Source organism: Scopulibacillus darangshiensis, from assembly GCF_004341035.1.
Lineage (GTDB): Bacteria > Bacillota > Bacilli > Bacillales > Sporolactobacillaceae > Scopulibacillus > Scopulibacillus darangshiensis.
In genome coordinates this window covers 32,592-45,973 of the sequence record NZ_SLXK01000011.1, presented here as the reverse complement: position 1 = coordinate 45,973, position 13,382 = coordinate 32,592, and the positions used below count along the sequence as shown (strand labels likewise).

At 45.5% G+C, this 13,382-nt stretch carries 15 protein-coding genes; 14 read left to right on the top strand and 1 reads right to left on the bottom strand.

Annotation, left to right across the window (positions count from 1 at the left end):
- Positions 1 to 10: 10 nt before the first annotated feature.
- The 9 genes from paaD to paaX all read left to right on the top strand — a co-directional run bounded on the left by paaD (position 11) and on the right by paaX (position 7,824).
- Positions 11 to 526 (top strand): 1,2-phenylacetyl-CoA epoxidase subunit PaaD, encoded by a 516-nt coding sequence (paaD, locus tag EV207_RS09410; protein ID WP_132745909.1) that lies wholly within the window; start codon positions 11 to 13, stop codon positions 524 to 526.
- 27 nt (positions 527 to 553) lie between these two features.
- Positions 554 to 859 (top strand): EthD family reductase, encoded by a 306-nt coding sequence (locus EV207_RS09405; RefSeq protein WP_132745908.1) that lies wholly within the window; start codon positions 554 to 556, stop codon positions 857 to 859.
- The gene (locus tag EV207_RS09400) at positions 852 to 1,628 is read left to right on the top strand and encodes an enoyl-CoA hydratase-related protein (protein WP_132745907.1); all 777 of its coding nucleotides are present in this window, start codon (positions 852 to 854) and stop codon (positions 1,626 to 1,628) included. The genes EV207_RS09405 and EV207_RS09400 overlap by 8 nt, the downstream gene beginning before the upstream one ends.
- Positions 1,629 to 1,644: 16 nt before the next feature.
- Positions 1,645 to 2,415 (top strand): enoyl-CoA hydratase-related protein, encoded by a 771-nt coding sequence (locus EV207_RS09395; protein WP_132745906.1) that lies wholly within the window; start codon positions 1,645 to 1,647, stop codon positions 2,413 to 2,415.
- 38 nt (positions 2,416 to 2,453) lie between these two features.
- The gene (locus tag EV207_RS09390) at positions 2,454 to 3,974 is read left to right on the top strand and encodes an aldehyde dehydrogenase family protein (RefSeq protein WP_132745905.1); all 1,521 of its coding nucleotides are present in this window, start codon (positions 2,454 to 2,456) and stop codon (positions 3,972 to 3,974) included.
- Between the two features lie 69 nt (positions 3,975 to 4,043).
- Positions 4,044 to 4,907 carry a 3-hydroxyacyl-CoA dehydrogenase gene (locus EV207_RS09385; protein WP_132745904.1) on the top strand — a complete coding sequence of 288 codons (864 nt, stop codon included), beginning with the start codon at positions 4,044 to 4,046 and terminating at the stop codon, positions 4,905 to 4,907.
- Complete coding sequence (locus EV207_RS09380; protein ID WP_132745903.1) at positions 4,907 to 6,106, top strand: thiolase family protein; 1,200 nt, start codon at positions 4,907 to 4,909, stop codon at positions 6,104 to 6,106. The genes EV207_RS09385 and EV207_RS09380 overlap by 1 nt, the downstream gene beginning before the upstream one ends.
- Before the next feature lie 19 nt (positions 6,107 to 6,125).
- Positions 6,126 to 6,902, top strand: a complete 777-nt coding sequence (locus tag EV207_RS09375; RefSeq protein ID WP_132745902.1) for an enoyl-CoA hydratase-related protein — start codon at positions 6,126 to 6,128, stop codon at positions 6,900 to 6,902.
- A 34-nt stretch (positions 6,903 to 6,936) separates the two neighbouring features.
- A complete protein-coding gene (gene paaX / locus EV207_RS09370; protein WP_132745901.1) occupies positions 6,937 to 7,824 on the top strand; it encodes a phenylacetic acid degradation operon negative regulatory protein PaaX in 888 nt (295 codons plus the stop codon).
- Between the two features lie 40 nt (positions 7,825 to 7,864).
- Here the strand turns inward: paaX and EV207_RS09365 are convergent, their stop codons facing one another.
- Positions 7,865 to 8,377 (bottom strand): gamma carbonic anhydrase family protein, encoded by a 513-nt coding sequence (locus EV207_RS09365; protein ID WP_132745900.1) that lies wholly within the window; start codon positions 8,375 to 8,377, stop codon positions 7,865 to 7,867.
- 84 nt (positions 8,378 to 8,461) lie between these two features.
- Here EV207_RS09365 and EV207_RS09360 point away from each other — a divergent pair, with 84 nt between their 5' ends.
- From EV207_RS09360 to EV207_RS09340, 5 genes are all read left to right on the top strand, one after another.
- Positions 8,462 to 9,412: an NAD(P)H-dependent flavin oxidoreductase gene (locus EV207_RS09360; RefSeq protein ID WP_132745899.1), complete on the top strand. Its 951-nt coding sequence runs from the start codon at positions 8,462 to 8,464 to the stop codon at positions 9,410 to 9,412.
- Positions 9,413 to 9,720: 308 nt separating this feature from the next.
- Positions 9,721 to 10,122 carry a thioesterase family protein gene (locus EV207_RS09355; RefSeq protein ID WP_132745898.1) on the top strand — a complete coding sequence of 134 codons (402 nt, stop codon included), beginning with the start codon at positions 9,721 to 9,723 and terminating at the stop codon, positions 10,120 to 10,122.
- 60 nt (positions 10,123 to 10,182) lie between these two features.
- Positions 10,183 to 11,286, top strand: a complete 1,104-nt coding sequence (locus EV207_RS09350) for a Leu/Phe/Val dehydrogenase (RefSeq protein WP_132745897.1) — start codon at positions 10,183 to 10,185, stop codon at positions 11,284 to 11,286.
- A gap of 19 nt (positions 11,287 to 11,305) precedes the next feature.
- The gene (gene pdhA / locus EV207_RS09345; protein WP_132745896.1) at positions 11,306 to 12,370 is read left to right on the top strand and encodes a pyruvate dehydrogenase (acetyl-transferring) E1 component subunit alpha; all 1,065 of its coding nucleotides are present in this window, start codon (positions 11,306 to 11,308) and stop codon (positions 12,368 to 12,370) included.
- On the top strand, positions 12,370 to 13,380 hold the full coding sequence (locus EV207_RS09340; RefSeq protein ID WP_132745895.1) for an alpha-ketoacid dehydrogenase subunit beta: 1,011 nt from the start codon (positions 12,370 to 12,372) through the stop codon (positions 13,378 to 13,380). The genes pdhA and EV207_RS09340 overlap by 1 nt, the downstream gene beginning before the upstream one ends.
- Positions 13,381 to 13,382 lie beyond the last annotated feature (2 nt).

The following is a 13,382-nucleotide window of genomic DNA, read 5'->3' as shown; positions in this document are numbered from 1 at the left end:
AGGTGTGTTCATGACTTCAACACAAGATCAAGACAGCAGTGACGTTTTGAAAGCGCAGGTCCATCATGTGTTACAGGAAGTGAAAGATCCCGAATTGCCTTCAATCAGTATTGTTGAGCTCGGCATGCTTGAAAGCATTTCAATTGATGGCTATGATGTCACGATCAATCTATTGCCTACCTTTAGCGGCTGTCCGGCGCTTGACTTGATCGAAAAGGATGTCAGGAAGGCTATCAGCGATATTGAAAATATCGGTAAGACGACAATTAGTTTTATATTCAACCCGCCGTGGACGACAGACCGAATTAGCCCCGAAGGCCGTGAAAAGCTAAAAGAATACGGTGTCTCCCCTCCGCCCGCTCATCATATAGAGGGCGAGCCCTGGAAGATAGATTGTCCTTATTGCGGTTCAACATATGTTACAATGGAAAACATTTTTGGCCCTACGGCATGCCGGAGTATTCTCTATTGCAAAAGCTGCAAGAATCCATTTGAAGCAATGAAGCCGGTGGCAACCCTAAATTAAAATCATGATAAAGAGAGGTTGATAGTTTTGATTAAAATGATCGCGCTTTACAAGCAGCCGAAAGATCAAGCAGCATTCGATGAACATTATAAAAATGTTCATACACCGATCACTGAGAAAATTCCTGGACTAAAGAAGATGGAAGTCACAAAAATTATCGGTTCTCCAATGGGAAAAAGCGAATATTACCTGCTTTGTGAAATGTATTACGAAAGCCAGGATGCTTTCAAAGCTGCAATGAAATCTGACGAAGCCAAAGCTTCAGGAAAAGACGTAATGTCTTTCGCCGGTGACATCGTAACGATGATGATCGGCGAGGAAGTCAATGAGTAATCATAAATTTATTAGGGTATGGGAGGAAAACGGCATTGGCCGGATCGAACTTAACCGCACTAAGGTATTAAATGCGATCAACAGGCCGATGGTTACGGAGATCATAACGGCCCTGGAACAGTTTGACCGGGATCACGACGTCTCAGCTATTGTCATAAATGGGGGCGGCCGCGCTTTTGCCGCTGGCGCTGATATTGACGAGATGGCAGGCGACACTCCGGTTTCACTTGAACTCCTTAATCAGTTTGCTGAATGGGACCGTATACAAGGGATTAAGAAGCCAATCATTGCCGCTGTTCATGGCTTTGCCCTAGGCGGGGGCTTTGAACTTGTACTTAGCTGTGATGTGGTTTTTGCCGCAGAAGATGCCAAATTCGGCTTCCCTGAAGTCAAGCTGGGTGTCATGCCTGGTGCTGGCGGCACAGTCAAACTTACGAAGGCGATGGGCAAAGCAAAAGCACTCGAATGGCTTTGGACGGGTGATTCAATGGATGCAGCTGTTGCTGAACGTCATGGATTAATTACTCGGCTAGTGGCGCCCGAAGTCTTACTTGAGGAAGCGCTCGCTTTTGCTGCCAGGTTAGTTCAGCAAGCACCGCTTTCATTGCGCTTGATCAAGGATACGGTGAACAAAGCCATTGATTATAGTGTCTACGAAGGGATGCAGGCTGAACGCAAGAACTTTTACCTACTCTTTGCCTCAAGAGACCAAAAGGAAGGCATGAAGGCTTTTATTGAAAAAAGACCGCCCGAATTTCGCGGTGAATAACTGGGAGGAATGACGCTTGGAGACAGTTGCTTTTGAAGTGGAAAATCATGTTGCATGGGTCACACTGGATCGTCCAGATCGTTTGAATGCATTTAATGACCAAATGAATCGGGACATCATTGCAGCCATTAAGCGTGCGGAAAAGGATGATGACATTCGCGCGGTTGTTATTACAGGTGCAGGCCGTGCGTTCTGTTCAGGTGAAGATCTTAGCGGTGTTCAAGAGGATGCCAATTTTGGCGATATTCTTCGCAAACGCTACAATCCCATGGTACAGCGCCTTGCTAAGTTTGAAAAGCCGTTGATTGCGGCGGTGAATGGCACGGCAGCAGGTGCAGGTATGAGTCTGGCACTCGCTTGTGACTTCCGTTTGGCATCCGAAAAAGCATCTTTTATAGAAGCCTTTATCCATGTGGGGCTTGTTCCGGATTCAGGCAATCTTTATTATTTGCCGCGCCTGGTCGGCTACGCCAAGGCGCTTGAGCTTGCAGTTCTTGGGGAAAAGGTGAGCGCGGAAGAAGCATTGAACCTTGGACTCGTCACCAAAGTTCTTCCTCATGATGACTATAATGCGAGCGTCCAGGCATTCGCGGAAAAGTTAGCGGGCATGCCAACCAAAGCGATCGGATTGATCAAACGATATATGAGACAAAGCTTTGAAACAAATCTCGATCAGATGCTTGAAAACGAAGCATTTGCCCAAAGAACCGCAGGTCAGACAGCAGATCACCAAGCAGGCATCCAGGCCTTTTTATCAAAATCCAAACCCGCATTTACTGGGAAATAAATCACATCTTATGATTAACAAAGGAGCGAATCGATATTATGAGTCAAGCGGTAAAAGAGACATCACATTTTCCGACAGAAATGAAGAGACAAGCCTATAAAATGGTCATAAATGGTGAGGCAGTTGAGGCAGGATCAAAAGACACCATTACAGTATACAACCCTGCAACTGGCGAGGCGATCGCTTCCGTTCCGAAGGCTGACAAAGCCGATGTGGACCGCGCAGTTGAGGCTGCAAGACAAGCATTTGACCACGGGAAGTGGAAGAAGTCCCCGGTTGGCAAGCGATCCCGAGTCCTCAATAAGATTGCTGCTATTATGCGCAAACGTTTCAATGAACTGGTTGAGCTTGAAATTTTGAACAGCGGAAAAACGCTGATGGCGGCGCAAGGTCAAGTTATGCAAGCAATTGAAGACTTTGAATTTTACGCCGGTGCCATTGTGGGCCATCGGGGTGCGGTCAATAACGTCCCAGGACCGTTCTTTAACTACACACAAAAAGAACCGATCGGTGTTGCCGGACAAATTATTCCGTGGAATTACCCAATTATGATGGCGGCATGGAAGATTGCACCTGCGATTGCAACAGGCTGCTCAGTTGTTTTAAAGCCAGCAAGCCTGACACCAATTACCGCAATTATCCTAACTGAAATTTGCCATGAAGCGGGAGTGCCGGCAGGTGTTGTGAACGTGATCACAGGACCTGGTGCCAAAATTGGAACTTACCTTGTTGAGCACGAAGGCATTGACAAAATTGCCTTTACTGGTGAAACAACAACAGGCAAGGACATCATGGCGAAGGCGTCGCAAACACTTAAGCGCGTCACTTTAGAACTTGGCGGTAAATCACCTAACCTTGTTTTTCCTGATGCAGACCTTGACGGTGCGGTTGACGGCTCATTATTCGGTATTTTTTATAACACAGGGCAATCTTGTGAGGCACGCTCGCGTTTGTTTGTTCATGAAAGCATTTATGATCAATTCATGGAAAAATTCATTGGAAAAACGAAAAAGCTGACACTTGGCGATCCAATGTCACAATCAACACATGTCGGTTCGATCATCAGCCAAGCCCAAGTGGATGCCATTCACGATTACGTTGAATCAGCAAAGGCTGAAGGTGCAACGGTTGCAGCCGGCGGCGACCAAGTTAAGGTGGAAGGGTATGAAAATGGTTATTGGTATGCTCCAACCATTATCACAGGTGTGACGAACGACATGAAAGTTGCACAGGAAGAAATTTTCGGCCCCGTCGTTGTGGTCATGAGCTTTAAGGACGAAAAAGAAGCGGTAAAGCTTGCGAATGATACAAAATATGGTTTGGCTGCAGCGATTTGGGCCAAGGACCAAGGTCTTATTAAGCGGGTTTCAGACAAAATCCAAGCGGGGATTATTATGGTTAATACACCATTCTCAGCCTTCCCGGGTACACCATTTGGCGGTTATAAGCAGTCAGGTTTTGGCCGTGAATTAAGCATTGAAAGTCTTGATCTTTATACTGAAACAAAAAGTGTGCTTTCCTATATTGGCGGCAAGCCGCTTAACCCATTTAACCTATAGAGAAAAAATATCAGGGGGGTCAGACTTTACATAGGGGTCTGACCCCAAATGATCATGGAGGGATTAGGCGTGGAAGAGAAACTAGTGGTAGTCGGATCAGGTGTCATGGGCAGGGGTATCGCATATGCCGCGGCAGTCGGCGGATATCATGTGACATTGGTAGATATAGCTGAAGAACCTTTAAACCATGCTAAAGAAGAAATTGATTTGATTTTTCAAAAGGGTATTAATAGGGGAAAAATAAATAAGGAAGCAGCAGCAGAAGCTATGGAAAGGCTGTGTTACCAAACAGATTTGGCTTCATCGGTTCAGGACGCAAACCTAGTCATCGAGGCTGTCCCTGAAAAGATAGAAATAAAGAAATCCGTCTTTGAAACGATAGATAGCAATGCCCCTGAATCATGTTTTCTGGCAACGAACACCTCTACAATGAGTCCGACCGAAATTGGTTCATTTACAAAAAGGCCTCAAGCCGTGATTGCCATGCACTTTTTCAACCCGGTTCATAAAATGCCGTTGGTGGAAATAATTAGGGGTCTGGAAACAAGTGACGAAACGGCTTCATTTGCCCGAGCAGCTGCCAAAAAAATGGGCAAAGAAACCGTTGTTGTTAATGAGTTTCCCGGGTTCGTGACGAGCAGAATCAGCGCTCTTGTCGGGAATGAAGCCTTTTATATGCTGCAGGAAGGTGTTGGCACGCCTGAGGAAATCGATAAGGCAATAAAGCTTGGACTAAATTATCCAATGGGACCATTTGAACTTGTTGATCTTGTCGGATTGGACGCCCGCCTGAATAACCTCCGATATCTGCACCAGACACTAGGTGATAAATACCGTCCGGCGCCGCTCCTCGAAAAGTATGTTAAAGCTGGCAGGTTGGGGAGGAAGACAGGCAAGGGTGTCTATGATTACAGTGAAGGGGTGCGTTCATAATGAATGATGTTGTTATTGTTGACGCTGTTAGAACACCAATCGGCCGATACCGCGGGGCGCTAAAATCCGTTCGCCCCGATGATTTGGCCGCAACAGTTATAAAGGGCTTAATTAGCCGCCAGCCAAAATTGCCAGTGGAAGCTATTGAGGAAGTGATTATGGGAAACGCCAATGGCGCCGGTGAAGAAAACCGAAATGTTGGCAGAATGGCTGCACTCTTGGCGGGACTTCCCGTAAATGTCGCAGGATCAACTGTTAATAGATTGTGCGCTTCCGGACTTGACGCTGTTAATATAGCGGCTAGAGCAATTATGGTCGGAGACGGTGAAATCTATATTGCCGGAGGGACAGAAAGCATGACACGCGCACCGTATGTTATGGCCAAACCGGATGTCGATTTTCCCCGTGGGAATCAAGAGCTTTTTGATACAACAATCGGCTGGCGTTTTGTTAACCACAAACTTCATGATATGTATGGGACGGACAGCATGCCGCAAACAGCTGAAAATGTGGCGAAGCGCTATAATATTTCCCGCGAAGAGCAGGATAAGTTTTCTCTTAACAGTCAAATGAAGGCAAAGGCCGCCATGGAGGAAAACCGCTTTGTAGATGAAATTGTACCTGTTACCTATCAGGATCGCAAAGGGAATCACTTTACAGTGAAAACCGACGAACATCCGCGTGCCAGTACAACCATGGAAAAGCTGGCAAAGTTAAAGCCTTTATTCGAAGGTGGTACGATTACAGCGGGCAATGCCTCAGGGGTAAATGATGGGGCAGCAGCGGTTTTACTCATGAGTGCTGACAAGGCCGACGAATTGGGGATTAAACCGTTAGCACGGTATGTAGCAAGTGCCGCCGCTGCTCTTGAACCTGAAGTGATGGGGCTTGGTCCGATTGGGGCAACACGGAAAGCGTTAAAACGGGCAGGGCTTCATGTAAATGAAATTGATCTCATTGAACTTAACGAAGCGTTCGCCTCACAATCGCTTGAATGTATAAAACAGCTCATGCTTAACCCTGAAAAGGTCAATGTTAGCGGCGGTGCGATTGCTTTCGGCCATCCTCTTGGGGCGAGCGGAGCACGGATCTTGACCACCCTCATTCATGGGATGAAAAAACAAAAAGTACGGCGCGGGTTGGCGACAATGTGTGTCGGTGTCGGCCAAGGCGTTGCGACAATTGTAGAAACCATATAGAATCTGAAAGGGGATCATTATGCCGTCAATTACATTTGAGATAAATAACCATTTAGCCTATGTTACGCTGGATCGTCCAGAAGTATTAAATTGCTTTGATTATTCAACATTATTGGAACTAGAAGAAGTTGTACAAACACTGCACACATCTAAGGATGCTAGAGTGGTCGTCTTCACAGGTGCCGGCGAAAAAGCTTTTAGCGCCGGTGCTGATCTAAAAGAAAGAAAGCAATTAAATGAACAAGAGGTCAGACGCAACGTTAAGAAAATCGGTGATGTCTTCTCACAGATTGCATCATTACCACAGCCGACCATTGCGGCAGTGAATGGTTATGCCTTCGGAGGCGGTTTTGAATTGGCATTAGCCTGTGATTTCCGCATTGCCAGCTCTCATGCTAAATTAGGCCTCACAGAGACAAGCTGGGCAATCATTCCAGGAGCAGGCGGAACACAGCGTTTGCCAAGACTTATAGGCCAGGCTAAGGCTATGGAGCTTGTTTTGACAGCAAGAAAACTATCAGCCGATAAGGCCAAGGATTATGGTATTCTTAATGAGGTTGTTGACAAAGCTGAGTTAATGTCAGCATGCACCCGCTTGGCGGAGGAAATGATGCAAAATGGTCCGATTGCCCTCCAACAGGCGAAATTCGCGATTCGAAATGGCATGAATGTTGATTTGCAAACGGGTTTGCAAATCGAATCCAAAGCATACGAGATGACTATACCGACAAAGGACCGCGTTGAAGCATTAACAGCCTTCAACGAAAAGCGCCCTGCTCAATTTAAAGGGGAATAAAGTATAAAACGTCCGGATAAAAGGATGACATTTGATGAGAAATAGTTTAAATACACGTTCAATGATCTTTACACTATATGGCGATTACATTAGACATTACGGAAGCGAAATTTGGATCGGCAGCTTAATTCGTTTGCTTGAACCTTTTGGACATAACGAGCAATCCGTTCGTGCGGCCATTTCGAGAATGAACAAACAAGGGTGGGTAACCGCAAGAAAAATAGGGAATAAATCGTTTTATTCTTTAACAGACCGGGGGGTCAAGAGAATGGACGAAGCGGCCCACCGTATTTTTAAGCTTAAGCCAGAAAAATGGGATGGACAATGGCGGATGTTCATGTACACCATTCCTGAGGAAAAAAGGAATATTCGTGATGAGCTCCGAAAAGAGCTTGTATGGAGCGGTTTCGGTATGCTGTCAAGCAGCTGTTGGATAACGCCGAATATATTAGATAAACAAGTTGAGGATATCATTCAGAAATATGATATCAACCGGTATGTTCATATATTCACTGCTGAAAATAAAGGACCTCAGAATAATAAGCAGCTTGTCCATGACTGCTGGGATATCGAAGACATTAATAAACGCTATGATCAGTTTATAAAATTTTATAGTGAAAAATATGTCGTTGATAAAAATAAAATTGAAAAAGGCGTTATGAGCGACAAAGAATGCTTTGTTGAAAGAACGAAGCTTGTCCACGAATATCGTAAATTCCTGTTTGTCGACCCGGGGCTTCCTTTGGACTTATTGCCGGAGAAATGGCTGGGGGAATACGCTGGTGCACTGTTCGGTGATTATTACCGGGCGCTGGCTAAGCCTGCTAACCGTTTTTTTGAGCATATTTTTGTCGGAAATAACGGTAAAGCTAAGCGAAGCAAGGAATATGATGTCATGGACCATCCGCTGATTATTGATTGAAAATAATAGGCTGCCGGCAAACATGCAGGCAGCCTAACAATTATTTTTGACTGGCTTTAAATTCTTTTGCCTTTTTCATATAAGTATCAATAGTCAGCTGAATAAGATCAAAGTCCTTGTCATTAAGCTCCCGGACAACTTGACCAGGGGAGCCCATCACCATGGTTCTAGGCGGGATCTTTTTGCCTGGGGGAATCAAGGTGTTTGCCGCAATAAAGGCTTGTTCACCAATCTCAGCCCCATCCAGCACAACTGCACCCATGCCGACTAAAGCGCCGCAGCCGATTTTACAGCCGTGCAGGATAACGTTGTGCCCAATTGAGACCCGGTCTTCTAGAATCAACGGTTGATCTTCATAGAGGTGAAGCGTGCAGTTATCTTGAATATTGCACTGACAGCCGATCGTGATAGGGGCTTCATCGCCGCGAATGACGGTATTGAACCAGACACTGGAATCTTCCCCAATTGTCACGTCACCAATCACCTTGGCACCTTCAGCAATGTACACACTTTCATCAACCGTTGGATGTTTTGAGCGATATGGAATTAACAAGATTAAGAGCCTCCTTTAGGTTGAATAAATTGGTTTGACTAGCTTCAGCTTTTCTTTGATTATAACATGCAAGGATGTGTTTGTATGACAAACCGCATGACGGATATATTAGGTATTCAATACCCTATCTTTCAAGGCGGAATGGGCAACATCAGCGATGCTATACTCGCCGCGGCGGTTTCTAATGCCGGTGCGCTTGGAACGATCGGGGTCGGAACAATGCCTTTGGAAGAAATAAGGGTGAAACTTGCGGCGATGACGAGTCAGACTGTTAAGCCATGGTGTGTCAATATTCCATTGTCCGTTCATCCCAAGACAAGGGCAGTCATTAATATGGTCATTGAGAAGAAAGTTCCGATTGTCTCACTTTCTGCAGGAAATCCCAAGCCTTATATTCCCTTATTCCATGAGAATGGAATCAAGGTGATCTGTGTGACAGCTTCAGTCAGACAAGCCGTGAAAGCTGAAGCAGCAGGGGCAGACATTATCGTGTGTGAAGGATATGAGGCAGCGGGGATTAATTCAAATCTTGAAACAACAACAATGACCCTGGTTCCGCAAATTGCTGATGCTGTGGATGTTCCTGTTGTTGCCGCAGGCGGGATAGCCGACGGCCGAGGGTTAGCCGCTGCCCTTGCTCTAGGGGCAGAGGGTGTCCAAATGGGCACACGTTTTATTGCAACCAAAGAAGCTCCTTATCATGATGCTTATAAGTCCTCGATCCTCACCGCTGAAGATGACGCCACGACTATTGTTGGTCGAAGGTATAAGAGAATCAGGCGGATCATGAAAAACGATTATGCCGATATTTTAATAGACATGGAAAAGAGCGGAACAACCCTTGACATATATGCCGAAAAAACAAATGAGCGGCACCATGTGATCGGTGCCATTGAAGGCAATTTAAAAGAAGGCTTTATTAACAGCGGCCAGATTGCGGGTATGATCCATGATGTGCCATCTGTAAGGGAACTAATAACAGGCATGGTGTCAAGAGCCAAGGAAATATTAAGTCAAAAAAATAATATGCTTTAATCGCCGCTTTACCGCTTAAAAGCGTTACACTAATGTAACGCTTATTTTATTTTCGTTATATAAAGAGGTCATGAAGAATGAAGGTGTGAAAAAATCATAAAATAGAAATTAAGGGCTGTTTACAGTGGGATCTATAGCTTAAAGGGAATTAAAGCATAAAACGTCTATCTCGCCAAATTGACGGATGTTTAACGTTTTGGTATGATTGCGTTATGGAAACGTTATATAAATAAAGTAGTTTTTTACTTCTGAAAATTCATTTTCCAAATGACATGTTTTGAACGATGTTTCTGTTAAGGAGGTATTTTATGAAACCAGGTATGAAGATAGGCCAAAAGGCTACAATCACAGACACCGTGACACAAAAGATGGTCGCACAATTCGAGGGTACAGTCGTTCATCCGGCCTATTCAACCGTTTCGATGGTTTATCACATGGAATGGGCAGCACGCCAGATAATACTTCCCTTTTTAGAAGAGCATGAGGAGGGCATAGGGGGCGCTGTCAACGCCAAACATATTGCACCCACTCCTGTAGGAGAAGACATAACCGTCACAGCAACACTAACAGAGTTAAAAGGGAGAGCTGTGATAACGGAAGTTGAAGTCCATAACAGCAAGGGTCTTGCAGGTAAAGGTGAAGTCACCCAATTTATCCTAAATAAAGATGAGATCACTCATAAATTAGAAAAAGACTCAATAACAAACTAATAAAATATCCACTTTTTTCGCAGAAATGAAAGCGGTTACTTATATTTTGGGGGGATCATAATGTTAGAGTTTGAAAGAATCAAAGATCATGAACAGGTTGTCTTTTGCAATGATCCAAAATCTGGTTTGAAGGCTATTATCGCCATCCATGATACAACGCTCGGACCAGCTCTTGGCGGCTGCAGAATGAGGCCATACGCCACTGTTGATGAAGCGGTTGAGGATGTGTTAAGGCTTTCGAAAGGGATGACATATAAATGCGCCGCAGCGGACATGGATCACGGCGGCGGCAAGTCTGTCATTATTGGCGACCCTTTAAAAGATAAATCACCTGATCTCTTTCGTTCCTTCGGACAATTTGTCGAATCATTGAATGGCCGCTTCTACACGGGAACTGATATGGGGACAACGCCGGAAGATTTTGTCCATTCCCTTAAAGAGACAAAAAACATCGTAGGTATTCCTGAAGCATATGGCGGACACGGTGATTCTTCCGTACCTACGGCCCAAGGAGTTATCTATGGGTTAAAAGCAACCGCCAAGAAGGTTTGGGGAACCGAGGTCTTTCAGGATATGTCATTTGCGATCCAAGGGCTTGGCAAGGTTGGCTTTAAGGTAGCAAAAAAGCTGCTTGAAGATGGCGCCAATCTTTTTGTGACGGACATTAATAAAAGCGTGATCAAGGAGCTTGTTAATCAGGCCGAACACCTGCCAGGCAAGGTTGAAGTTGTTAAAGGTGATGACATTTATTCGGCACCAGCAGATGTTTTCGTGCCTTGTGCACTTGGCGGTGTCATCAATGATGAAACGATTGAAAAATTAAAAGTAAAAGCAGTTGTTGGATCTGCCAACAACCAGCTGCTTGAAGACCGGCTCGGGGATATTCTTAAGGAGCGCGGCATTCTATATGCACCGGATTATATCGTTAACGCAGGCGGATTAATTCAGGTTGCCGATGAGCTTCATCACCCTAACAAAGAGCGTGTACTTCAGCAAACCCGCGCGATCTATGACACTCTTGTCCAAATCTATGATCATGCTGACAGGGAAAATTGGTCAACTGTCCATGCATCAAACGTCTTTTGTGATGAACGGATTGAGAACAGAAAGCAAAGAAATAGTTTCTTTTCAGCGAGTATTCCGCCAAAATGGCAAATCCGATAAAACAGGAGGGGGTCTGCACATGGACGTGACATTTCCCATAAAACAAATTGTGAATGGTGACGGTGACCTAGTTGATGCGTCATACAAAGATAAGCTGACCAAAGACTTTGTCACCAAAGTTTACCAAAAGATGTTATTCGCCAGAATGTTTGACCGGAAATGTGTTAATTTGCAAAGGCAGGGCCGGATTGGAACATATGTGCCATTTGAAGGACAGGAAGCAGCTCAGGTCGGCAGTGCCATGGCATTGTCCGATGATGACTGGATGTTTCCAACTTATCGGGACCACGGTGCAACATTGACATTTGGCCATTCCATGCGCAACGTTCTGATGTATTGGAACGGACGTTATGAAGGTGTATTGCCGCCTAAAGGGAAGAATATTTTCCCGCCGGCCGTCCCTATCGCTTCACAACTGCTCCATGCGACCGGTGCGGCTTGGGCCGAAAAGAAAAAAGGCACTGACCGGGTTGCTATGGCCTACTTTGGAGATGGGGCGACATCAGAAGGGGATTTTCATGAAGGATTGAATTTTGCCAGCGTTTTTCAGGCTCCCGTTATTTTCTTTAACCAAAACAATGGGTTTGCGATCAGTGTGCCGACCGCAAGGCAAATGCATTCAAAAACGATTGCCCAGAAAGCATTGGCTTATGACATGGACGGCGTTCGGATTGATGGCAACGATTTCTTTGCTGTATATTTTACTGCACTTGATGCCGTTGAGAAGGCCCGCAATGGGGACGGTCCAACGTTGATTGAAGCGGTCACATGGCGATACGGCGCCCATACAACATCTGATGATCCGTCCAAATACCGCGATCAAACGGAAAATGATGTCCGCAGGGAAACGAGTGATCCGGTGACGAGAATCGAACGTTTTATGAAAGCGAGCGGCATGTGGGATGAGGCATTAGATGAGCTTGAGAAGAAAGCATCTGAGGAAATTGAAGCAGCTGTCGGTGAAATGGAGAAGGCAGCGCCTGCAGAGCTTAATCACTTATTCGATTATGTCTTCGAAACATCACCATGGCCGATTAGAGAACAAAAGGATCACTATTTAAAATCAAGGGGAGTGAATGCTTAATGGAAACGGCAACGCAGACTCTGCAGAAGCAGTTAACACTTATTCAAGCCATTACGGATGCCCTTGATGTGATGCTTTCTGAAAATGAGGATATCCTTGTTCTCGGTCAGGATGTTGGCCAAAATGGCGGTGTCTTCCGGGCGACAGAAGGCTTGTACGAAAAATATGGCGAAGATCGTATTATAGATACGCCGCTCGCAGAATCTGGCATTATTGGAACGTCAATCGGCATGGCTGTCAATGGCCTCCGTCCGGTTGCGGAAATCCAGTTTTTTGGTTTTATCTATCCAGCCTTTAATCAAATCATGACACATGCCTCCAGGATCCGGAGCCGGACGCTTGGCCGTTTCACCGTACCAATGGTGATCCGGACGCCATATGGTGCAGGTGTAAGAGCACCGGAAATTCATTCCGACAGCATGGAGGCACTATTTACACATATGCCGGGAATTAAAGTCGTCGTGCCGTCAAATCCCTATGATGCAAAAGGGCTCTTGATCGCAAGCATTGAGGATCCTGACCCTGTACTTTTTCTAGAACCAATGAAGATCTACCGCGCGGGACGCAAGGAGGTTCCTGAAGGGAAGTACACCGTTCCGCTTGGCAAGGGCAACGTGTTAAAAGATGGCGAGGATGTTTCCCTTTTTACCTGGGGAGCGATGGTGCCGCTTGCAATGAAGGCGGCAGAACAGATTGAGAAGGAGCAAGGCATCTGTTGTGATGTGATAGATTTGAGAACACTTTATCCTCTTGATCGCGATCTTATTCGGGAGTCCGTGGAGAAAACGGGAAGGGTTGTCATTTTGCATGAAGCGCATCAAACAGGCGGTGTCAGCGGGGATATCATTTCGCTAATCAACGATACAGAAACGGCTTTTCTTTCATTGAAAGCCCCGATTGAGAAAGTGACGGGGTTTGATGTTCCCGTCCCGATGTTCTCCTTGGAGGATCACTATCTGCCTAAGGGTGATGGGATTAAACAAAAAATAGAGCATGTCTATAACTACTAGAA